At 63.8% G+C, this 22,013-nt stretch carries 17 protein-coding genes; 12 read left to right on the top strand and 5 right to left on the bottom strand.

The window, feature by feature from the left end; translation table 11 throughout:
- Nucleotides 1-37: 37 nt before the first annotated feature.
- Together rho and trxA are read right to left on the bottom strand one after the other, a co-directional pair.
- Complete coding sequence (rho, locus tag OUZ45_RS15005) at nt 38-1,816, bottom strand: transcription termination factor Rho (RefSeq protein ID WP_266170939.1); 1,779 nt, start codon at nt 1,814-1,816, stop codon at nt 38-40.
- Between the two features lie 151 nt (nt 1,817-1,967).
- A complete protein-coding gene (gene trxA, locus OUZ45_RS15000) occupies nt 1,968-2,294 on the bottom strand; it encodes a thioredoxin TrxA (RefSeq protein ID WP_266170938.1) in 327 nt (108 codons plus the stop codon).
- A 442-nt stretch (nt 2,295-2,736) separates the two neighbouring features.
- Between trxA and OUZ45_RS14995 the strand changes: the two genes are divergently transcribed.
- The 5 genes from OUZ45_RS14995 (at nt 2,737) to ung (ending at nt 7,904) form a co-directional block, all read left to right on the top strand.
- Nucleotides 2,737-4,461, top strand: coding sequence for a DEAD/DEAH box helicase (locus tag OUZ45_RS14995; RefSeq protein ID WP_266170937.1), 1,725 nt, complete (start codon nt 2,737-2,739; stop codon nt 4,459-4,461).
- Between the two features lie 95 nt (nt 4,462-4,556).
- Nucleotides 4,557-5,234, top strand: coding sequence for a cell division ATP-binding protein FtsE (ftsE, locus tag OUZ45_RS14990; RefSeq protein WP_266170935.1), 678 nt, complete (start codon nt 4,557-4,559; stop codon nt 5,232-5,234).
- Between the two features lie 35 nt (nt 5,235-5,269).
- A complete protein-coding gene (gene ftsX / locus OUZ45_RS14985; RefSeq protein ID WP_266171038.1) occupies nt 5,270-6,220 on the top strand; it encodes a permease-like cell division protein FtsX in 951 nt (316 codons plus the stop codon).
- Nucleotides 6,221-6,357: 137 nt separating this feature from the next.
- Entirely contained in the window at nt 6,358-7,200 is an 843-nt protein-coding gene (locus OUZ45_RS14980; protein WP_266170934.1) for a response regulator, read from the top strand.
- Nucleotides 7,197-7,904 (top strand): uracil-DNA glycosylase, encoded by a 708-nt coding sequence (ung, locus tag OUZ45_RS14975; protein WP_266170933.1) that lies wholly within the window; start codon nt 7,197-7,199, stop codon nt 7,902-7,904. Before OUZ45_RS14980 ends, ung begins: the two co-directional genes overlap by 4 nt.
- A gap of 21 nt (nt 7,905-7,925) precedes the next feature.
- On the opposite strand, the gene OUZ45_RS14970 is transcribed toward ung, so the two are convergent.
- Nucleotides 7,926-8,600, bottom strand: a complete 675-nt coding sequence (locus OUZ45_RS14970; protein ID WP_266170932.1) for a Fe2+-dependent dioxygenase — start codon at nt 8,598-8,600, stop codon at nt 7,926-7,928.
- Between the two features lie 207 nt (nt 8,601-8,807).
- On the opposite strand from OUZ45_RS14970, the gene OUZ45_RS14965 reads away from it, so the two are divergent.
- The 7 genes from OUZ45_RS14965 (at nt 8,808) to OUZ45_RS14935 (ending at nt 19,419) form a co-directional block, all read left to right on the top strand.
- Nucleotides 8,808-9,764: a hypothetical protein gene (locus tag OUZ45_RS14965; protein WP_266170931.1), complete on the top strand. Its 957-nt coding sequence runs from the start codon at nt 8,808-8,810 to the stop codon at nt 9,762-9,764.
- Nucleotides 9,765-9,933: 169 nt separating this feature from the next.
- Nucleotides 9,934-10,791 carry an RNA polymerase sigma factor RpoH gene (rpoH, locus tag OUZ45_RS14960; RefSeq protein WP_266170930.1) on the top strand — a complete coding sequence of 286 codons (858 nt, stop codon included), beginning with the start codon at nt 9,934-9,936 and terminating at the stop codon, nt 10,789-10,791.
- A 98-nt stretch (nt 10,792-10,889) separates the two neighbouring features.
- On the top strand, nt 10,890-11,591 hold the full coding sequence (locus OUZ45_RS14955; protein WP_266171037.1) for a response regulator transcription factor: 702 nt from the start codon (nt 10,890-10,892) through the stop codon (nt 11,589-11,591).
- The gene (locus tag OUZ45_RS14950; RefSeq protein ID WP_266170929.1) at nt 11,588-13,000 is read left to right on the top strand and encodes a sensor histidine kinase; all 1,413 of its coding nucleotides are present in this window, start codon (nt 11,588-11,590) and stop codon (nt 12,998-13,000) included. Before OUZ45_RS14955 ends, OUZ45_RS14950 begins: the two co-directional genes overlap by 4 nt.
- Nucleotides 13,001-13,588: 588 nt before the next feature.
- Nucleotides 13,589-16,795, top strand: a complete 3,207-nt coding sequence (locus tag OUZ45_RS14945) for an efflux RND transporter permease subunit (protein ID WP_266170928.1) — start codon at nt 13,589-13,591, stop codon at nt 16,793-16,795.
- Nucleotides 16,785-17,990, top strand: a complete 1,206-nt coding sequence (locus tag OUZ45_RS14940) for an efflux RND transporter periplasmic adaptor subunit (RefSeq protein ID WP_266170927.1) — start codon at nt 16,785-16,787, stop codon at nt 17,988-17,990. The genes OUZ45_RS14945 and OUZ45_RS14940 overlap by 11 nt, the downstream gene beginning before the upstream one ends.
- On the top strand, nt 17,974-19,419 hold the full coding sequence (locus OUZ45_RS14935) for an efflux transporter outer membrane subunit (protein ID WP_266170926.1): 1,446 nt from the start codon (nt 17,974-17,976) through the stop codon (nt 19,417-19,419). The genes OUZ45_RS14940 and OUZ45_RS14935 overlap by 17 nt, the downstream gene beginning before the upstream one ends.
- A 56-nt stretch (nt 19,420-19,475) precedes the next feature.
- Here the strand turns inward: OUZ45_RS14935 and tal are convergent, their stop codons facing one another.
- Both tal and OUZ45_RS14925 read right to left on the bottom strand, forming a co-directional pair.
- Entirely contained in the window at nt 19,476-20,465 is a 990-nt protein-coding gene (gene tal, locus OUZ45_RS14930) for a transaldolase (protein WP_345781261.1), read from the bottom strand.
- A gap of 2 nt (nt 20,466-20,467) precedes the next feature.
- Nucleotides 20,468-21,823: an NAD(P)/FAD-dependent oxidoreductase gene (locus tag OUZ45_RS14925; protein WP_266170924.1), complete on the bottom strand. Its 1,356-nt coding sequence runs from the start codon at nt 21,821-21,823 to the stop codon at nt 20,468-20,470.
- Nucleotides 21,824-22,013: the final 190 nt, after the last annotated feature.

The following is a 22,013-nucleotide window of genomic DNA, read 5'->3' as shown; positions in this document are numbered from 1 at the left end:
GCGCAAGGCCGGCCTTTCTCGGGAGCGCGGAGAGGCCTCAGCGCTTCATGGAGTTGAAGAACTCGTCGTTGGTCTTGGTGTTCTTCATTTTGTCGAGCATGAACTCCATCGCCGCCAGCTCGTCCATCGGATGCAGCAGTTTGCGCAGGATCCAGATTTTCGACAGCAGGTCCGGATCGATCAGCAAATCCTCGCGGCGGGTGCCGGAGCGGTTGATGTCGATGGCCGGGTACACGCGCTTTTCGGAGATGCGGCGGTTCAGGTGCACTTCCATGTTGCCGGTGCCCTTGAACTCTTCGTAGATCACCTCGTCCATCTTGCTGCCGGTGTCGGTCAGCGCCGTGGCGATGATGGTCAGCGAGCCGCCTTCTTCCACGTTGCGCGCGGCGCCGAAGAAACGCTTCGGACGCTGCAGCGCATTGGCGTCGACACCACCAGTGAGCACCTTGCCGGAGCTGGGCACCACAGTGTTGTAGGCGCGGGCCAGGCGGGTGATGGAGTCGAGCAGGATCACCACGTCCTTCTTGTGCTCGACCAGGCGCTTGGCGCGCTCGATCACCATTTCGGCAACCTGCACGTGGCGTACGGCCGGCTCGTCGAAGGTGGAGCTGATGACTTCGGCGCGCACAGTGCGGGCGATTTCCGTCACTTCCTCCGGACGTTCATCGATCAACAGCATGATCAGATGCACATCTGGATGGTTGTACTGGATGGCCTGCGCGATGTTCTGCAGCATCATCGTCTTACCGGACTTGGGCTGCGACACGATCAGGCCGCGCTGGCCGCGACCGATCGGCGCCACCAGGTCCAGAATGCGGCCGGTGATGTCTTCGGTGGAGCCGTTGCCGCGCTCGAGATGGAACGACTTGCGCGGGAACAGCGGCGTCAGGTTCTCGAACAGCATCTTGTTCTTCGATGCTTCCGGCGGATCGCCGTTGATGTCGTCGACCTTCAGCAGCGCGAAGTAGCGCTCGCCTTCCTTCGGGTGGCGCACGCGTCCGGTGATGTAGTCGCCGGTGCGCAGGTTGAAGCGGCGAATCTGGCTGGGCGATACGTAGATGTCATCCGGGCCGGCCAGGTAGGACTCGTCGGCCGAGCGCAGGAAGCCGAAGCCGTCCTGCAGGATTTCCAGTACGCCCTCGGCCCAGATGCCGCCGCCGGAGCGGGCATGCGCCTTGAGGATATTGAAGACCACGTCCTGCTTGCGGGCACGGGCGACGCCTTCCTGGATGCCCAGCGATTCGGCGAATTCCAGCAACTGGATCGCGTTCTTGCGCTTGAGCTCGGTGAGGTTGATCAGGCGGTCGTTGCTGCCGGCATCGGCGTAGTCATCGTCCACCGGCAGGCCGTTGCTGCTGCGTTGGTGCTGCTGTCCGCCACCACCGCCACCACCCTGGCCACCTGGGCGCGGCTGGTTGCGTTCGTGGCGACGGCGACGGCCGCGGCCGTCGCGATCGTTGCGGTCATTGCGACGGTCGTTCGGGTTGTTCGGATTGCCGCCGCCCTGATTCGGTTGGCCGCCTTCGCGCGCCTGCTGCGGCGCGGCGTCGCGCGGTGCGTTGTCACCCTGCGAGCCGCCGTTGTCGACCGGCAGGCTGGCCTGCACCGGTGCCTCGAAGGTTGGGGCTGGGCGCTCGATCGGGGGCAGCGGTGGCGGGGCGATGACCGGCTTTTCCGCCTTCGGCGCACCGTCGGCGCTGGCCGCAGCGGCGTTCGCAGCCGACTTGCGCGGCGCACGGGTGCGCGGCGTGTCAGACACGGTCTTCGGTTCGGCGCTCTTGGCGTCGGTCTGGTCTTTGCTTTCGATATCGGACACGGGCAAACCTCACGGGGCGCCGTTAATAACAGGAGGGAAGGTTGCGCTCTAAGCGCGGAGGGCGCGGGGGACGAGGTGTCCCGACAGGCCAAGTGAATCTAACACCCGTCGCGTAACGCCGTAAAGCGGGGCGACGGGTGTTATGCAGTGATTAGATCGCTTTGTCGATCATCTGGGCCAGCTGACCCTTGCTCACGGCGCCGATCTGGGTGGCTTCGACCTTGCCGTTCTTGAACACCATCAGGGTCGGAATACCGCGCACGCCGTAGTTGCGCGGGGTCTTCTGATTGTGGTCGATGTTGATCTTGGCGATGCGCAGCTTGCCCTCGTACTGCTTGGCCAGCTCATCCAGGATCGGGGCGATGGCTTTGCACGGACCGCACCATTCGGCCCAGAAGTCCAACAGGACGGGGGTATCGGACTGCAGCACTTCCTGCTCGAAGGCGTCGTCGCTTACGTGGGTAATCAGGTCGCTCACCGGGTTCTCCGAAGGTAGGCGGGGGGAAGGTTTGACGACCACGCGGCCAGCATCGGCTACACTGGGGCGCCCATGAAGCGCGGGTCGAACCGGAAAAGGAAGTGATGCCGTTGCGGCAGAACTCCATTCCAGCGTAACTCGGGGCGCGATTCAAGCGATTCAAGGGCAGTAACGGACGGTTCCGTTGTCATAGGTGAAAGGGCTCCCCATCGACAGTATGGGCAGTCCTTTGAGCTATGCCAGCGGAACTGCCTGTTGCCGATGCCTCTTTCCGGCGCCAGTCACGAAGTGCATCGCGGTTCTCCGCGACCTTCGCCGCCTGCCGGCCATCCCTACATCTTTATGGCCGCGCCGCACCTCCACCCCGTCCCGGGCTGTCATAGCCGCGGGACCGGGCAAGCCGCTGTTGTGGCCGCGCCCGTACCGCCATTCGACTTTATCCATGTCCCAAACTGTACTCACTGATACTTTTTTCACCAATTTCGAACTCCATCCCCTCCTGCAGCAGGGGCTTGACGACAGCGGTTTCACCCGCTGCACGCCGATCCAGGCGCTGACCCTGCCGGTAGCGCTGACCGGGCGCGACGTCGCCGGCCAGGCCCAGACCGGCACCGGCAAGACATGCGCCTTCCTGGTCGCCATGATGAATCGCCTGCTGACCCGCCCGGCCGTGGCCGAGCGCAAGGACAGCGATCCGCGCGCCCTGGTGATTGCGCCGACCCGCGAGCTGGCGATCCAGATCGAGAAGGACGCCAAGGCCATCGGCCGCCACACTGGTCTGAAGACCGCGCTGATCTACGGCGGCGTCGATTACGACAAGCAGCGCCAGCAATTGCACGACGGTTGCGACATCATTATCGCCACGCCTGGCCGCCTGCTCGACTACTACAAGCAGAACGTGTTCGGCCTCAACGGCGTCGAAGTGATGGTGATCGATGAAGCCGATCGCATGTTCGACCTCGGTTTCATCAAGGACGTGCGCTTCATCTTCCGCCGCCTGCCGGCGCGCGAGCAGCGCCAGGTGCTGCTGTTCTCCGCCACGCTGAGCCATCGCGTGCTGGAGCTGGCCTACGAGCACATGCACAACGCCGAGAAGCTGGTGGTGGAGACCGAGAACGTCACCGCCGACCGCGTGCGCCAGCAGGTCTACTTCCCTTCCAAGGAAGAGAAGATGCCGTTGCTGCTCAATCTGCTGGAGCGGACCAATCCCAGCCGCAGCATCATCTTCGTCAACACCAAGGCGGCCGCCGAGCGCATCACCGATCGTGTGAAGCGCCAGGGTTATCGCGTGGGTGCGCTGTCCGGCGACGTGCCGCAGCTCAAGCGCCAGAAGTTGCTGCAACGCTTTCAGGACGGTCAGCTCGACATCCTGGTGTGCACCGACGTCGCCGCGCGCGGCCTGCACATCCCGGCCGTCAGTCACGTGTTCAACTACGACCTGCCGCAGGACGCCGAGGATTACGTGCATCGTATCGGCCGTACCGCGCGCCTGGGCGCCGAGGGCGACGCGATCAGCTTCGCCTGCGACCTTTACGCCATGTCGTTGCCGGATATCGAAACCTATATCGGCCAGCGTATTCCGGTTGCCAGCATGGAGCCTGAGCTGCTGGTGATGCCGAAGCCGCGCGAGATCGACGCCCAGTTCGTTGCTGATGCAGCCGCGGACAGCGCCGCGTTCGGCGACAAGGTGGAGTCCCGCGAGAAGGATGGCGGCTCCTCGCGCAGCCGTTCGCGCAGCCGCAGTGGCGAGCGCCCGGCGCGGGATGGCCAGCCGCGTGAGCCGCGCAAGCCGCGTCCCGAGCGTGCCGCAGCGACCGAGACCGCGACGGCCGAGCAGACACGGCCGGTGCAGCCCGCACCTACGCCAGGCCAGGAAGCGGCCGGCGCCGAAGGCGAGCGCAAGCGCCGTCGTCGTCGCGGCGGTCGCGGCCGTCGTCGCGACGATGTGCCGGGCACCGGTGAGGTCAACACCAACGCTTCCACGACGGGCGAAGGCAGCCGGGGTCCGCGTGGCGAGCGGCGTCCTTCGCGTGAGCGCGGTGCCGCTGACGGCGGTTCCCGTCCGTCGCGCCAGGTGGCCTTGACGGCCGGCCATGGTGCCGAGCAGGCGGCGCCGAAAAAGCAAGGCTTCTTCCGTCGCCTGGCACGGCTGTTCACCGGTCGCTGAACCAGACTCCGCCGCGCGCGAAAAACGCGCGGCGGGGGATCACCTTCGCATGCGCATCCCTTATCCTTGTGCGGCATCATGATTGGGGACACGCGGTGATCCGCTTCGATCAAGTCAGCAAACGCTACGAGGGCGGCCATGAGGCGCTGTCGCAGCTTTCATTCCATGTCGCGCCCGGCGAAATGGCGTTTGTCACCGGACACTCCGGCGCGGGCAAAAGTACGCTGCTGAAGCTGCTCGGCCTGATCGAGCGGCCTTCGCATGGCCTGATCACGCTGGATGGGCAGAGCCTGTCAAAAGTGGGCCGCGGTGGCATTCCCAAGCTGCGTCGCCGCATCGGTATGGTGTTCCAGGACCATCGCTTGTTGATGGATCGCACCGTGTTCGCCAATGTCGAATTGCCGTTGGTCATCGGTGGCATCGCGCCGGTCGAGCGCGGTCGCCGCGTGCGTGCGGCGCTGGAGAAGGTGGGGCTGCTGGCCTATGAGCGCCAGTTGCCGGCCACGCTATCCACTGGCGAGCAACAGCGCGTGGGCATTGCCCGCGCCATCGTGGCCAAGCCGACCTTGCTGATCGCCGATGAACCCACCGGCAACCTCGACCCGCAATTGGCCGTGGAGATCATGAGCCTGTTTGCCGAATTCCAGCAGGTGGGCACCACGGTGCTGGTCGCCAGCCATGACCTGCCGTTGATCAAGCGCATGCGCAAACGCGTAGTGGTGCTGGATCACGGCCGTCTGGTGGCCGACGTGGCCGCGCAGGAGGTGCTGTGACCACGCCCTCGGAATTCCCCAACGAAGCGCCGGTCATGGCCGAGGCCGCGCCGCGGGTAGAGCGCAGCCGTGCCCGTCCGGTGGCGAGCTGGCGCGAGCACCATGGCTGGAGCGCAGCAGCCAGCTTGCGCCGATTGATGTCGCGACCAGTCGGTACCTTGCTCACCGTGGCGGTGATGGCGCTGGCATTGGCGTTGCCGCTCACCTTCTATCTGCTGCTTGGCAACGTGCAAAAGCTGGGCGACGTGCTGGGCCAGAACCAGACCGTGTCGATGTTCCTGCAGCCCAGCCAGAGCGGCACAGCGGTTGACCTGCTTGCTACCAAGCTGCGCGAGCGCGCCGATATCGCAACCGTGAGCGTGAAGACGCCACAGCAAGGCATGGACGAGCTGGCCAAGATGCAGGGTTTCTCTGGCGCGCTGCATATGCTGGACAACAACCCGCTGCCCTATGCCATCGAAGTGCTGCCCAAGCCGGGATTGAATGCGGACGACGTCGCTCGCTTGGTCACCGACCTGCGCGGTATGCAAGGCGTTGATCTGGTGCAGGACAGCGGTACCTGGCGCCAGCGCCTGGATGCACTGCTCGGCGTGGGCAATCGGGCCGTGCTGGTATTGGCCGTGCTGTTGGCGCTGGCCGTATTGCTGGTCGTGGGCAACACCGTGCGCGTGGATATCGCCAGTCGCAGCGAGGAGATCGGCGTGCTGATGCTGGTGGGTGCCAGCCGGGCCTTCGTGCGGCGTCCTTACCTTTATGCCGGCATCTGGTATGGCCTGTTCAGCGGCGCGCTCGCCGCCGGGGTCGCGATGCTGGTCGAAATAGCGCTGGCGGAGCCGGTGACACGGCTCAGTCATGTCTATGACGGCAAGCTACAGGTAGGCGCGCTGCCGGTGTGGGTGCTCGGTGCCGTGCCGCTGGTTGCGGCGTTGCTGGGTTGGCTGGGCGCGCGTCTGGTCAGTGCCTGGCAGTTGCGCAAGGCGTCTTGAGCGGAGCCCGGGTCGCATAGGTGACGCCGGTCGCAGGCAGCGCACCGCCATCGGTGCAAGATGCCTGAGTGTGGGGGCGCAGGGGGCGTCCGTCGGATCATGGGCAGGGACGCCACGTGACACGTGGATGGATACTAATGAGTGTAGGTTTCAGCAACCGTATTATCAGCGCCGCACCGCGCGTGCTGGTCGTGGATGGTTCCAAAGTAGTGCGGCAACTGATTTCCCGCGTGCTCCAGGCCGAATTGCCTGAAGCCGAGGTCGTGGGCTGTGCGACCGGCGCCGAGGCGCAGCAACTGCTCGAAGGCGGGGTGTTCGACTTCATCACCATCGCGCTGCGCCTGCCCGACATGGACGGCCTGGAGCTGGCGCGTTACGTGCGCGAGTCCGCACCGCAGATTTACGTGCCCGTGGTGGTGGTGTCCGGCGATGTGGACGACCGCCTGCATCGGCGCACGCTGGGCGAACACGTTACCGACTACTTCGACAAATCACTCGGTTTTCAGGCGTTGGCTGAATTCATCCGCGGCTATGTGCGGCCGGAAAATTCGGCTGAAGGCGAAGTGCTGTACGTGGAAGACAGTCGCGTAGTCGCACTGGCAACGCGCCGCATGCTGGAAAAGTGCGGTCTTACCGTACGCCACGTGATCAGCGCCGAAGATGCGCTGACGTGGTTGGATACTGCGCAGACGCAAGGCCAAGTGGGCGCCGACATTGTGCTTACCGACGTCAGCCTCAAGGGCGAACTCACCGGTGGCGATTTGCTTGAGCGTATCCGTCGCGATTACGGTTACAGCAAGGGGCGGCTACCGGTGCTGGTGATGACCGGCGACGAGAATCCAGTCAACCAGGCCGCTCTGCTCAAGGCTGGCGCCAACGACCTGGTCGAGAAACCCATCGAGGAAAAGCTGTTGATCACCAAGGTCCTGTTCCAGCTGCGTGTCGCCCGGCACCTGCGCCTGCGCGACGAAGCGGCATGAACGAAGGCCGCATCAAACTGCAGCCGGCCTGGAAAGAACGCATCGGCGACTATCTTGAGCGGCCCGACATGCAAGCCTTGTCGAGTTTCCTGCGTGCCGAGAAGCAGGCTGGCAAGGTGGTGTATCCGCCCGGGCCGGAAATCTTTGCCGCGTTCGATCACACACCGTTCGATGCTGTGCGCGTGGTCATCCTCGGCCAGGATCCATATCACGGCCCGGGGCAGGCTCATGGCCTGTGTTTTTCAGTGCGGCCCGGCGTACCGCCGCCGCCGTCGCTGCAAAACATCTTCAAGGAAATACAGCGCGACCTCGCCATTGCGCCGCCGGGCCATGGGTGCCTTACGCCTTGGGCCGATCGCGGCGTGCTGTTACTCAATAGCGTGCTGACCGTGGAGCAGGGCTTGGCCGCCTCTCACCAGGGCAAGGGCTGGGAAGGGTTTACCGATGCGGCCGTCGACGCGCTCAACCGCGAACGCGAAGGGTTGGTGTTCATGCTCTGGGGCAGCTACGCCCAGCGCAAGGGCCAGCTGATCGACACCCGCAGGCACCTGGTGCTGAAGTCGGTGCACCCCTCGCCGCTATCGGCCCATCGCGGCTTCCTGGGCTGCGGGCATTTTTCCAAGGCCAACGCCTACCTGGAAAGTCGCGGGCAGGCGCCCATCGACTGGGCGCTGCCGTCGCGCGCACAGCTGACGGGCGATTAGCGACGCGCTGCGACAGGGCCGTCAGAGGTCGGCCCACATCCGCAGCAGGTTGGCGTGTGACTTGCTCACCGCGTCGAAGGTGGGGCTTTTCCCTTCGCGGCCGAAGATCTGCCGTTTGGCGTTGTCCAGGTCCCACAGCAGCTCGCGCTGCGCCGGGTCGCGCACCTGACTCTGCACCCAGATGATCGCCGCGTCGCGCGCGCCGCGCGTGACCGGGCTGACATGGTGCAAGGTGTTGGCCGGGTAGGCGATGGCCGAGCCCGCATCCAGCTTGAACTGGCCACCGAGGCCGTTGGTGAGTACCACCAGTTCGCCGCCGTCGTAGCTTTTGGGGTCGGACAGGAACACGGTGATCGCGATGTCAGTGCGCACCGCCTGGCCCATGCCGCCCATGACGGCCGCGTCCACATGCGGGCCGTACTGCATGCCGGTGCCGTAGCGGTTGAACAGCACCTGGGTGGTCGCTACCGGCAGTAGTGCCGACTGCAGAGTGCCGTTGCGCATGAACGCTTCGCTGACCATGTCCGCCAGCCGTTCGTAGCCGGGCGTGCTCGGCGTCAGCTGCAGGTTCTTCTTCACCTCGCGCGCCGACCAGCCGGCGGTGCTGGCGCCATCGGCAAAGCTGGCGCCCTGCAGCGCGGCGCGGATGGCCGCTAGTTGGTCGGCGCTCAGTACGTTGGGGACGCAGAGGATCAAGGCGCGGGTCCTTTGAATGGAAGGCAGTGGAGCCGGCAAGACCGGCGCCGCGTCATGGTAGCGGGGCATAGCGCAGGCTGGGAACACGGCGGGGTCTTGAAAGCCGCGGGTGTTGGCTTCGCTAGGGAGGCAAATCCCGCGACGAGTACAATGTGCGATCCCACGATGCACGCGTGGACTACTAACGGATTGAGAGACGTAGCGAGTATGAGTGGAGCAGACCAGGTGGCCGACGATTCGGGCAAGGTGATTCCGGCAGCGAACCGGCCGAAGGTCGTCGTATGCATGACCACCCACGAGCGCCAGGATTGCGCGCGAATCAACATGGAGATCGTGAAGCTCAACTACCCGGAGCAGTGGCCGATTGTGCACGCCTGCTCGGGTTCCTCTTACGAGCCGTACATGGAGGATGAGCTGGTCCGGTGCCAGCCGCTGACCATCATCGATGGCGCGCTGAATCTCGTGAAAAAGTCATTTCGCGCCGCGGCCGACAAGTACAACCCGGATTACATCATTCATCTGGATGCCGACACCTGGGTTTTCGACCAGGGCATGTTGCAGCGCTATATCGACTTGTTGGCTCGTGACGACAAGGCCGTCGTTGCGGCGTCCTCGTGGAGTACCGACCAGCGCCCGAAATGGAGGCAGTCGAAGCACCCGTTGGTTCGCCTCAAGGGGTATCTCGCCAGGCTGCTCAATGGTGCCGGGATCGATTTCGGCATCAAGCGGAAAGACACGTTGTCCACGCAGTTCTTCATCGCGAAAAACGACCCGCGGTTCCTGAATCTGCTGGAAACCCTGGTGCCCGTCGAGGGGCATACGCTGGAGACGGACTTCTATGCGGACGTGGTCAAGACCTTCGGTCCCAAAGCCATCATCGGCATGGTCGAGCGGGAGCCGGTCCATCCGGAAAATCGGCATTGGTGCCCCCAAATGACTTTGCATTGTCAGCATTGGCCGGAACAGTTGCCACGGCCGCCCGGCATGGCCGAGAGGGTGGTGGCCGATGGCAAATACGCTGACGGCATCTCAGGGCAATACGAGATTCCCGGCAAGAAAGATGTCCTGAAGGCCTACGGCTTTAGTCACCTGGGGCCCGCCATGCGTCGCCTGCTCGAATCGACCGACTTGAGCTACTACAACGCCAAGGCCAAGCGATATTGATCGTCGAGGTTGGCGACCCAAGGTCGGGGGAGGCGGTACCTGGCGGCAGTGGACGAATCCTCTTGATTCGTGTACTATTGGGTTTAGTAAAGCGGCTGGAACTCTTTGGCCGCTTTAGCACTCCTAGTCCCCGAGTGCTAAGCTGATCCCACATCAGGAGGTTCCACACATGTCTCAAGCCTTGGTGACCGCCAACCTGCCGGTTCCTAGTGTCGTTGGCAGTCTGGATGCCTATATCTCGGCGGTGCACCGGATTCCGGTGCTCAGCCAGGATGAGGAGCAGGCGCTGTCGCGCCGCTACAACGAAGAAGAAGACCTGGCTGCCGCCAGGAAGCTGGTGATGTCGCATCTGCGGTTCGTGGTGCACGTGGCCCGCGGCTATAGCGGCTACGGCCTGCAGATCGCCGATCTCATTCAGGAAGGCAACATCGGCCTGATGAAGGCCGTGAAGCGTTTCGACCCCGACCAAGGCGTGCGCCTGGTGAGCTTCGCCGTGCACTGGATTCGTGCCGAAATGCACGAGTTCATCCTGCGCAACTGGCGCATCGTCAAAGTGGCCACCACCAAGGCGCAGCGCAAGCTGTTCTTCAACCTGCGCAAGAGCAAGAAGCGCCTGGGCTGGATGAACGCCGAGGAAGTGCGCACGGTGGCGAAGGATCTGGGCGTGCCGGAAGCAACCGTGCGCGAGATGGAATCGCGCCTGTCCGGCCGCGACATCGGCTTCGAAGCGCCGGCCGATGCCGACGATGATGCGAAGCCGGCACCGGAAGCATTCCTGATCGACGAAGGCGCCGATCCGTACGAGAACGTCGCCGACGCCGACCAGGCCGATAACCAGCTGGAAACGCTGTCTGCCGCATTGCGGAACCTGGATGAGCGCTCGCGCGACATCATCCAGCGCCGCTGGCTCAATGAAGAAAAGGCCACGCTGCAGGATCTCGCTGATGAGTACGGCGTTTCCGCCGAACGCATCCGTCAGGTCGAGGCGAACGCGATGAAGAAGATGCGCGGCCTCTTCGCCGCCTGATTCCCAAAACTGGCGTTACCATGATGACGGCCCCCTCTGCGGGGCCGTCAGTTTTTGCGCTGACATCGTCCATCGTTCCCGAGACAGTCAACGACATCATGCCCAGAGTGCTGGTTATCGAAGACGACGAAGTCACGGCCCGTGAGATCGTGGCCGAGCTGAGCGCGCACGGCATGACCGCCGAATGGGTGGCCGATGGCCGTGAAGGATTGGCGCGCGCCACAGAGCAGAACTACGATCTGATCACCCTCGACCGCATGCTGCCCGGCATGGAAGGCGTCGAGGTGGTTGCAGCGTTGCGCCGGCAACAGATCGACACGCCGGTGCTGATGATTAGCGCACTCAGCGATGTGGACGACCGGGTGCACGGCCTGCGTGCCGGCGGCGACGACTACCTCACCAAGCCGTTCGCGCCAGACGAGATGGCCGCCCGCGCCGAAGTGCTGCTGCGTCGCCGGCAACCGCAGCAGAACGACACCCGTCTGCGCGTCGGCAATCTGGAGCTGGACCTAGTGCGGCACGTGGCCTATCGCGACGACCAGCCCTTGACCCTGCAACCCACGGAATACCGCCTGCTGGAATGCCTGATGCGCCACTGCGGTCAGGTACTGACCCGCACGATGATTTTCGAGGCGGTCTGGGGCTTCCGTTTCGACCCCGGCACCAACGTCATCGACGTGCATATCGGCCGGCTTCGGCGCAAGATCGACGGCACTGGCCAGCCGCCACTAATTCGCACCGTCCGCGGCACCGGCTACATGATCACCTCAGTACCCCAGAACGCTCGGGCCTCGTCATGACTGCTCGTCCCAACGCCTGGCGCTCCACCACCTCCCGCCTGATCCTGATCTATGGCGCACTGTTCGCCGTGTGGGGTTTGGTGCTGGTCGGCGTGATCCAGTGGGAGACCACACGCTATCTCAATACCGTGATCGACCAGATGCTGGAACAGCGCATGCAATATCTGGCCAATTCGGATGCGCAGCGGCTGCCCTCGGCGGTGGATGCGGCAAGCGCCATCGACCCGCACGGCATCATGTCTGTGGGCTTGTTCGACGCCAGTGGCCATGCGATAGCGGGCAATATCGCGCATATACCGTCCGAGCTCGCGGCCGACGGCCAAGTACGTTTGTTGGCGCGCGGCATGCCGCGGCCCGATCGCGATGCATCACGCGTGCGCGCACGTGCACTGGCGACTCGTCTATCGGACGGTCGCGTACTGGTGATCGCCAAGGACAACAGCACCGTCGACGGACTCGGCGTGATCGTGTGGCGCGCGCTTCTGTGGGCCCTCTCGCTAACCATCATCCCTGGTCTGTTCGGCGGCTTTCTATTGCAGCGCGGGCCGGAGAAACGCATTCGTGATTTGCAGCAGGCTACCGAGCCGATCCGCCAGGGCGATCTCGCCAAGCGTTTGCCGGTAAGCAAGCGCGGCGATGAGTTGGATGTGCTGGCGGGCATCGTCAACACCATGCTGGGTGAGATCGAGCGCCTGATGAATGAAGTGAAGGGCGTGTGCGACAACATCGCGCACGACCTGCGTACACCACTGACCCGTTTGCGCGCGCGCCTGTATCGCGCGCAGCAGCAGTTGTCGGAGCAACCCGAAGCGGCGCTGGTGGAGGCGAGCATCGAGGATATAGACGCGGTGCTGGGACGTTTCCGTGCATTGCTACGCGTCTCCGAACTCGAAGACAGCCATCGCAACGCGTGCTTCGCCGAGGTGGATCTAGGGCGGGTGTTGCAACAGGTGCACGAGTTCTACGCACCCGTGGCTGAGGACCGCGGCCAGCCGTTCGCTCTGGAGGTAGAGCCGATGCAGCCCGTGCGCGGAGACGCGCATCTGCTGTTCGAAGCGCTGGCGAACTTGGTGGGCAATGCCATCAAGTTCACGCCGAATGGCGGGCAGGTGCGGTTGCGGGCTCGCATGGATAGCCGCGGGCCGCGGGTGGACATTCTCGACAGCGGGCCGGGCATTCCGGCGGATGAGCGTGATGCGGTGACGCGGCGGTTCTATCGCGGGGACAACAGTCGGACCACGCGAGGGTCGGGGTTAGGGCTGAGCATCGTCAGTGCGATCGTGCGGTTGCATGGGTACGCGTTGGATATTGGCGATGCGGCGACGGGCGCGCGGATCACGTTGTATTGCTATCCGGTGAAGCCAGGCGAAGTGCCGGGTACCTGTTTGTCGCGCGCCGTCAGCGCCTGACGCTCTTGGCTCCCTCGTCCCCGTTCACCCATTTGTGCACGGGGGAGATGGTTGGGGTGAGGGGCGGGTGCTTGCGATACCGCTTCTATTTCGGCACCTCGGCGTAGGCTGAGATCCTGTGGTGTTGCCGCTTCAATGTTCACGTTGTCGCGACCTGGCTCGCCTGCCGCGGGCTTTCGAACCGCTGCCGAGGTTCGAATCACTTTTCTCTGTTTGACCAGAGAAAAGTAAGGCGGTTTCAATGACCGAGTGCAACACCCCATCATGGCTCTAGCAAAGGGTTTGGCCCGCTGGGAGCCGGTCAATGGCTTCGCAAAGATCAAAAGCAAACCCTCGCTCATCGGGAGGTGGTCATATCCAGATGGGGTGAAAAAAGAGCTCCATGTCGACGTGAGATGTTCCACGGCTTTCTTGCAGTGGGGTGTCATAAGTCACGACGATCCCCAAAAACCAACACCCATGCGGTGTTTGCTGATCAACGTGATTCTTCGACGGCCAAGATGAAAATATCTTCATCCATCCGGCCGGTTGAGCACGGCGTGTGCGTGCGAAAATTCCTGCATCACAATTCGCGCACGGAGTCCCCGCATGCTTGGCATCGTCCGGGTCGCGCTTTCGAAGCCCTATACCTTTGTTGTTCTCGCACTGCTGATCCTCATCATCGGCCCGCTGGCCGCGATGCGGACGCCGACGGATATTTTTCCGGAAATCAAGATTCCGGTGATCAGCGTGGTGTGGCAGTACACCGGCTTGCCGCCGGATCAGATGGCGGGGCGCATCACTTCACCGTTCCAGCGCGTGCTGACCACCACAGTGAATGACGTGGAGCACATCGAGGCGCAGTCCATCGCGGGCTTCGGTGTGATCAAGATCTTCTTCCAGCCCACGGTCGATATAGCCACCGCAAACGCACAGGTGACCGCGGTTGCGCAGACCATGCTACGGCAGATGCCGCCGGGCATCACGCCACCGCTGATCCTCAACTACAACGCATCCACCGTTCCCATCATTCAGCTCGCGCTGTCCGGTAAGGGCCTTAGCGAGCAAAACCTGGGTGACCTCGCCATCAATGCGGTGCGCCCGGTGCTGACCACGGTGGCGGGTGCGTCGATCCCGTATCCGTTCGGCGGCAAGACGCGCCAGGTGCAGATCGATATCGATTCGGCCGCCTTGCAGGCGCGAGGGCTGTCGGCGCAGGACGTGGCCAATGCACTGGCCGCGCAGAACCTGATCGTGCCCGTCGGTACGCAGAAGATCGGTTCCTACGAATACACCTTGCAGCTCAACAACGCGCCGTCGGACATCAACGCGCTGGGCGACCTGCCGGTAAGGACGGTGAATGGCACCACGGTCTACATCCGCGATGTAGCCCATGTGCGCGATGGCAACCCGCCACAGACCAATATCGTGCATGTGGACGGCGGCCGTTCGGTGCTGATGACGGTGCTGAAGAACGGTTCGGCTTCCACGCTGGCGATCGTCGAAGGCGTGAAACAGAAGCTCGCGGCTGCAAAAGACTCGTTCCCCGATGCGCTGGAGATCGCGCCGATCGGCGACCAGTCGATGTTCGTGCGCGCGGCGATCAGCGGTGTAGCGAAGGAGGGCATCATCGCGGCGGCGCTGACCAGCCTGATGGTCCTGCTGTTCCTCGGTAGCTGGCGTTCCAGCGTCATCATCGCCACCTCGATCCCACTGGCGATCCTGGGCTCCATCGCGGCGCTGTCGGCGGTGGGCGAGACCATGAACATCATGACCCTGGGTGGCCTGGCGCTGGCAGTGGGCATCCTGGTGGACGAGGCCACAGTGGCCATCGAGAACATCAACTGGCATCTCGAACAGGGCAAGGATGTGGAAACCGCGATCCTGGATGGCGCGCAGCAGATCGCGACACCCGCGTTCGTATCGCTGCTTTGCATCTGCATCGTGTTCGTGCCGATGTTCTTTCTCAAGGGCGTGGCGCGCTATCTGTTCGTGCCGATGGCCGAGGCGGTGATGTTCGCCATGGTCTGCTCGTACATCCTGTCGCGCACGCTGGTGCCGACGATGGCGAAATACCTGTTGAAGCCCCATGCGCCGCATACCGACGAGCACGGCAACAACGCTGTGCTGCCGCCGTCGCGTAATCCGCTGGTGCGTTTCCAGCGTGGTTTCGAGGCGCGTTTCGAGCAGGTGCGTTCGGTGTATCACGGTCTGTTGGCGATGGCGCTCGAACACCGACGCGTGTTCGTGGTGGGCTTCCTTAGTTTCATCGTGCTTTCGTTCGCACTGGTGCCGTTCCTCGGGCGCAACTTCTTCCCGTCGGTGGATGCCGGCCAGATCCTGTTGCACGTGCGTGCGCCGGTCGGTACGCGCGTTGAAGAAAGCGCGACGTTGTTCGCCAATGTGCAGGCCTCGATCCGGCGCATCATTCCACCGGATGAGCTGGGCACGGTGGTGGATAACATCGGCCAGTCCATCAGTGGCATCAACACGGTATACAACAACACCGGCATTACGGGTTCGTGGGACGGTGATATCCAGCTCTCGCTAAAGGAAGGCCATCGCCCCACGGCAGAATATGTGCGCGAGATGCGCGAACGGCTGCCGCGCGAATTTCCCGGTGTGACCTTCTCGTTCCCGCCGGCGGACATCATCAGCCAGATCCTCAACTTCGGCTCGCCCGCGCCGATCGACCTACAGATCCGCGGCAACAACCTGCCGAAGAACTTCGCCTTCGCCAATCAGTTGTTGCGCGAGATCCGGCGCGTGCCGGGCGTGGCCGACGCGCGCATCCAGCAGTCGCAGTCGAATCCGACCTTCGCGATCGATGTGGATCGCACGCGGGCACAGTTGCTCGGTGTCACCCAACGCGACGTCTCCAACAGCCTGGTGGTGAACCTGGCGGGCTCCAGCCAGGTGGCGCCGACGTTCTGGCTGAACCCGGTGAACCAAATTTCTTACCCCATCGTGATGCAGACGCCGCAGTACAAACTCGATTCGCTATCCGCGCTGGAGAACCTGCCAGTGACGTCGAGCGGCGGCGGCCAGTCGCAAATCCTCGGCGGTCTCTCCACCATGACGCGTGGCGCCAGCAATGCGGTAGTGAGCCAGTACAACATCCAGCCAATGGTGCAGATTTTCGCCACCACGCAAGGGCGTGATCTTGGCGCAGTGGCTGCAGACATCCAGAAGATCGTCGACGCGCACGCCAAGGATCTGCCGAAGGGCTCGTCCACTGCACTGCTGGGCCAGGTGCAGACCATGAACAGCGCCTTCTCCGGCCTGATCTTCGGCCTGCTCGGTGCGGTGGTGCTGATCTACCTGTTGATCGTGGTGAACTTCCAGTCGTGGAGCGATCCGTTCGTGATCATCACCGCGCTGCCCGCCGCGCTGGCCGGCATCGTGTGGATGCTGTTCGCCACGCACACCACGCTGTCGGTGCCCGCGCTTACGGGCGCCATCATGTGTATGGGTGTGGCCACGGCCAACTCGATTCTGGTGGTGAGCTTCTGCCGCGAGCGTCTGGCCGAACATGGCGACGCACATCAGGCTGCTCTGGAGGCTGGTTTCGTGCGCCTCCGCCCGGTGCTGATGACGGCGCTGGCGATGATCATCGGCATGGCGCCGATGGCGTTGGGCATGGGCGAGGGCGGCGAGCAGAACGCGCCGCTCGGCCGCGCCGTGATCGGCGGCCTGATCTTCGCCACCGTCGCCACTCTGTTCTTCGTACCCGTAGTGTTCCGCATCATTCACGCGCGGCATGGCCGCGCATCTGCCCCGGCACTTGCTTCCGGAGAGCCCGCCCATGTTGCCTGATACCCACAAGCCCACCCCCATCTCTCCGCGTCGCATGAAGCGCGCCGGGTGGGTCGCAATCATCGTCATCGTCATCGTCGTCGTGGCGGTGAGCGGCGTCGCCACTCGCGCCAACGACGCGCGCAAGCTCAGAAGCTGGACCGAGGCACACGCCGTGCCCACGGTCAGCGTGGTGGCGGCGGAGCGCAGCGATAGAGGTTCCTCGCTGGATTTGCCCGGCCGTCTGGAAGCCTATTCGCGTGCGCCGATCTACGCGCGCGTCAGTGGTTACCTGAAATCCTGGAAGGTCGATATCGGTGCGCCGGTGAAGGCCGGCCAGCTGTTGGCGGAAATCGAAACGCCCGATCTCGATCAACAACTGCTGCAGGCCAAGGCCGACCTCGCCAGTGCCGAAGCGAACGCCGCACTCGCCGCCACGACGGCCAAGCGCTGGCAGGCGATGCTCGGTTCCGACTCAGTGTCGCGCCAGGAAGTGGACGAGAAGAACGGCGACTACACCGCAAAACAGGCGATCGCCAAAGCGGCGAAGGCCAACCTGGACCGCATCGAGGCGATGAAGGGTTTTGCCCGCATCGTGGCTCCGTTCGATGGTGTGGTGACCGCGCGCGAAACCGACGTGGGCGCACTGATCAATGCTGGTAGCGGCAGTGGCCCGGAGCTGTTCGTGGTCTCCGACATGCGCAAGCTGCGCGTATACGTGCGCGTTCCGCAGAACTACGCGCCATTGATTAAGCCCGGTGCCATCGCCCAGCTCACGGTGCCGGAGTATCCAGGGCGCACGTTCCAGGCCAGGGTTGAGGCATCGGCGGGCGCAGTGAATGCCGAGTCCGGCACCACGCTGATTCAGCTCGCTGCAGACAATGCCGATGGCAAACTGATGCCTGGTAGTTTTGCCAGTGTGAAGCTGGATCGCCCGGCTGACGTTACCGCGCTGCGTATACCGGCCAGTGCGTTGATCTTCGACGATCATGGGCCGCGCGTTGCGACGCTGGGCACGGACGGCAAAGTGTTGTTCAAGAAGGTCACCATCTCGCGCGACTACGGCAAGTCGGTGGAGATCGGCTCGGGCCTCGGCGAAGACGATCGCGTGATCGAAAGCCCGCCAGACGGCCTCGCCGATGGCGATCACGTACAGACCTCCCCAGCGACCGAATTGGCCAAGGCCAAAGAGCATGGCAATGAAAAGCAGGCCTGAGCGTGCGCTGACGTTCGCACTGGCAGTCACCCTGAGCGGTTGCTCGCTGGCGCCGGCCTACAAAACGCCGCAGGTGCCGGTAGCGGAGCAGTACCAGGAGCACGGCTCCGCGCTTGGCAAGGGTTGGGTCGAAGCGCAGCCGGCAGACCAGTTGCCGCGCGACGCTTGGTGGACGCTCTACGGTGACGCACAGCTCGATCAATTGCAGCAGCGCCTGCTCCACAACAACGCCGATCTCGCCGCCGCACTGGCGCACTATCAGCAGGCGCAGACGTACAGCATGCAGGCGCGTGCGGGGTTGTTCCCGCAAATCGGCGCGAGTGGTAACGCGCAGCGTGACCGGCAATCGGAGACCAGGCCGTTGCGTGGCGCCACGTCCTCGGCCAATTACAACAGCTACACGCTGGGTGCCCAGGTCGACTACGAGCTGGATCTATGGGGCCGCGTGCGCAACACCGTTGAGGCTGGCAAAGACGATGCACTGGCTGCGGCCGCCGACCTCGCTTCCGCGCGTTTGAGTTTGCAGGCGCAGCTGGCCGACAACTACATCGTGCTGCGCGGACTGGATCAGCAGATCAAGCTGCTGCAGGAAAGTATCGCCGCGTACGAAAAAGCATTGCAGCTGACGCAGACGCGACACGCTGGTGGCATTGCCTCGGGGCTGGACGTGGCGCGTGCGCAAACGCAGCTGTCTTCGGCTAAGTCGATGGGTTCGCAGACTCAGGCGCAACGTGCCATGGTCGAGCATGCGATCGCCGTGCTGGTCGGCGAATCCGCCTCTAAGTTCAGCCTGGCGCCAGAGACGAAAACACTGCCGTTGCCGACGGTGCCGGTCAGTCTGCCGTCCACCTTGTTGGAACGTCGCCCTGATGTCGCCGCAGCAGAGCGGCGCACGGCGGCTGCGAACGCACGCATCGGCGTGGCACGGGCGGCGTACTTCCCGTCACTGAACTTGAGTGCGCTGGGCGGCTTTCAGAGCGCCGAATATGCGGGCCTGCTTGCCGCGCCGAATCGCTTCTGGGCGATCGGGCCAAGCTTGCTCCTCAATGTGTTCGACGGTGGTCGCCGCAAGGCGAGTGTGGAAGCGGCGAAGGCGGCGACCGACGAAGCGGGTGCGCATTATCGCGGCGTGGTACTTACCGCCTTCCAGCAGGTGGAAGACAGCCTCGCGCAACTGGATCACTACGGCTCAGCGCGTTCGGATCAAAAGGATGCTGCCGAAGCGGCGACACGCTCGCTGGATCTGGCGATGGATCGCTATAAGCAGGGCGCGGTGGGTTATCTCGACGTGGTGCAGGCGCAGACGGTGTCGCTTGACGCGCAACGCAGTCTGCTCGATCTGGATACGCGGCAGTTGCGTGCCAGCGTGCAGTTGGTGCGGGCGCTGGGTGGTGGGTGGCGCGCAGACGAGACGACGGCCGAGAAATAAGTGGAGAGGAATGAGAAACGAGTTTGTACCCCTCGTTTCTCGTTCCTCATATCCCTCTAGAGTTTTGCCGCCAATAGCGTCTCCAGCTTGCGCTGATCGGCAGCAAACTTGCGGATGCCATCAGCTAGCTTGTCGGTCGCCATGGCGTCTTCGTTATGACCCCAGCGGAACGCAGGCTCGCTGATCGGCGCGATTTTCTCTTCGCGTCTGCCGTCGTCCTGCAGCACGCGCGGCAGCACATCCTGATTTGCTTCAAGCTTTTCCAGCAGATCCGGGCTGATGGTGAGTCGATCGCAGCCTGCCAATGCCTGGATCTGGCCGATGTTGCGGAAGCTCGCGCCCATCACCACCGTGTCGAAGCCGTGGCGTTTGTACCAGGCATAGATGCGGCGCACGGAGAGTACGCCCGGATCCTCGTCCGGCGCATAGCTCTTAGTGGAGGTGTTGGCCACGTACCAATCCATGATGCGACCGACGAAGGGTGAGATCAGGAACACACCGGCCTCGGCACAAGCCACCGCCTGCTCGAACGAGAACAGCAGGGTGAGGTTGCACTGGATGCCGCGACGTTCCAGCAACTTGGCGGCGCGGATGCCTTCCCAGGTGGAAGCGATCTTGATCAGGATACGGTCGCGTTGCACACCGGCCTCTTCATACAGGCCGATCAGACGCTCGGCCTTGGCGATGGTGGCGTTGGTGTCGAACGATAGGCGCGCATCCACTTCGGTGGAAACGCGGCCGGGCACCAGTTCGACGATCTTGCGGCCCACCGCCACGGCCAAGTGATCGCCAGCGTCGATCAACTGCTGCTCACGCGACCCACTCTGCGCCTTGGCCCACCGCACCGCCTCATCGATCAGTGGCGCATAGGCCGGCAGCTCGGTCGCTTTCAACAGCAGCGAAGGATTGGTGGTGGCATCCACCGGGCGATAGCGGGCGATCGCTTCGATGTCGCCGGTGTCGGCGACCACGGTGGTGTATTGGCGCAGTTGTTCGAGCTGGGAAGACACGGCGGAATCCTTCGAGGGGAACGGTGGATTCTTCATGGCTAGACCTCATCCGGCAAGGCTTCGCCCTTGCCATGCAGCTCATCGGAGCCAGTGACGATGCGTGCATGGCGTTGATAGGTCCAGTACGCCCAAGCCCAATCCAACAGCACCACCAGCCGGTTGCGAAAACCAATCAGGAAGTACACGTGGGCGACCAGCCACACCCACCAGGCGAACAGGCCGGAAAACTTCACTCGTCCAAACTGCGCGACGGCGGCCATGCGGCCGATGGTGGCCAGCGCGCCATCGTCGCGATAGCGGAATGGCTGGGCCGCCTTATCGCCGCGCAGCCGCGCCAGAATGCGCAAGGCCGCATGGCGCCCCATCTGCTTGGCGGCGGGCGCCACGCCGGGCACGGGTTTGCCGTCGGACTGGCTGGCGCTGGCGAGATCGCCCACCACGAAGACCTCGGGATGATGCGGCAGGTTGAGTTCGGGCGTGACCTGCACGCGGCCGGCGCGATCCAGCGGCATATGCAGTTTCTGGCCGAGTGGCGAGGCGGCGACACCGGCTGCCCATAGCACGGTTCGTGCGGGCAGGGGCTGGTCGCCCAGTGTCACGCCGTCGCCGTCGATGGCAGTGACGGCGGTACCGGTGCGTACTTCCACGCCCAATCGTTCCAGCTGTCGACGCGCCTTCTCCGATAGATCGGGCGCGAAGGCCGGCAGCAGACGCGGGCCGGCTTCCACCAGCAGCACATTGGCGCGACGCGGATCGCTGCGGCGGAACTCGCGCGGCAGCGTGTGGCGGGCGATCTCGGCCAAGGTGCCGGCCAGTTCCACACCGGTGGCGCCGCCGCCGACCACGACGAAGTTGAGCCAGGCTTGGCGGCGCGCCGGATCGTCCTCGCGCTCGGCGTGTTCGAAGGCGAGCAATACGCGACGACGAATGGTGAAGGCATCGTCCAGCGTCTTCAGGCCGGGTGCGTAGCGTGCCCAATCGTCGTGCCCGAAATAAGCGTGCGTGGCGCCGGTGGCGACGATCAGGAAGTCATAGTCCAGCGTGCCGTGTGCGAGCTGCACGCGGCGTTGATCGAGGTCGATGTCGACCGCTTCATCGAGCAGCACGGTCGCATTGCGCTGCTTGCGCAGGATCTGTCGCAACGGTGCGGCGATGGAGGGGGCGGAGAGCCCTGCGGTGGCGACCTGATAGAGCAGGGGTTGGAACAGATGATGGTTGCGCCGGTCGATCAAGGTGACGCGGATCGACGGGTCGTCGAGCTGGCGGGCGGCAGCGATGCCACCGAAACCGCCGCCAAGGATCACTACATGCTGTCGTGGATCAGGTTGTTGTGGATCGGGTTGTCGTGTATCCGGTTGTAGCGGATCGGGCGGCCTTACATCGGTATCTACCATGAGCTACCTCGAAGTGTGGAGGCTTCCGTGGATATTGGGGACGGAGCGCACCAATGATAGAGGCAGTCACTTAAGGACCCTCTGATTTATTCCGCGCAGGCGTCACCGTTGCTGTTTTCGCGCAGGTCGCCGTTGCGATGGCGACGGCAGACTGGACGTCTGTCTAGACAGCGCGGCGGCGACCTGCGCG

Origin of the sequence: Dyella subtropica (assembly GCF_026283965.1) — a bacterium.
Classification (GTDB): Bacteria; Pseudomonadota; Gammaproteobacteria; order Xanthomonadales; family Rhodanobacteraceae; genus Dyella_D; species Dyella_D subtropica.
Note: the sequence above shows the minus strand (reverse complement) of the source record. Positions and strands in the feature narration are given on the sequence as shown.

Coding starts and splice junctions, on each gene's coding strand:
- OUZ45_RS14945 (WP_266170928.1), top strand. CDS start 13,589: ATGCTTGGCATCGTCCGGGTCGCGCTTTCGAAGCCCTATACCTTTGTT.
- OUZ45_RS14940 (WP_266170927.1), top strand. CDS start 16,785: ATGTTGCCTGATACCCACAAGCCCACCCCCATCTCTCCGCGTCGCATG.
- OUZ45_RS14995 (WP_266170937.1), top strand. CDS start 2,737: ATGTCCCAAACTGTACTCACTGATACTTTTTTCACCAATTTCGAACTC.
- ftsX (WP_266171038.1), top strand. CDS start 5,270: ATGGCCGAGGCCGCGCCGCGGGTAGAGCGCAGCCGTGCCCGTCCGGTG.
- OUZ45_RS14980 (WP_266170934.1), top strand. CDS start 6,358: ATGAGTGTAGGTTTCAGCAACCGTATTATCAGCGCCGCACCGCGCGTG.
- OUZ45_RS14955 (WP_266171037.1), top strand. CDS start 10,890: ATGCCCAGAGTGCTGGTTATCGAAGACGACGAAGTCACGGCCCGTGAG.
- ung (WP_266170933.1), top strand. CDS start 7,197: ATGAACGAAGGCCGCATCAAACTGCAGCCGGCCTGGAAAGAACGCATC.
- OUZ45_RS14925 (WP_266170924.1), bottom strand. CDS start 21,823: ATGGTAGATACCGATGTAAGGCCGCCCGATCCGCTACAACCGGATACA.
- rpoH (WP_266170930.1), top strand. CDS start 9,934: ATGTCTCAAGCCTTGGTGACCGCCAACCTGCCGGTTCCTAGTGTCGTT.
- tal (WP_345781261.1), bottom strand. CDS start 20,465: ATGAAGAATCCACCGTTCCCCTCGAAGGATTCCGCCGTGTCTTCCCAG.
- OUZ45_RS14965 (WP_266170931.1), top strand. CDS start 8,808: ATGAGTGGAGCAGACCAGGTGGCCGACGATTCGGGCAAGGTGATTCCG.
- OUZ45_RS14950 (WP_266170929.1), top strand. CDS start 11,588: ATGACTGCTCGTCCCAACGCCTGGCGCTCCACCACCTCCCGCCTGATC.
- OUZ45_RS14935 (WP_266170926.1), top strand. CDS start 17,974: ATGAAAAGCAGGCCTGAGCGTGCGCTGACGTTCGCACTGGCAGTCACC.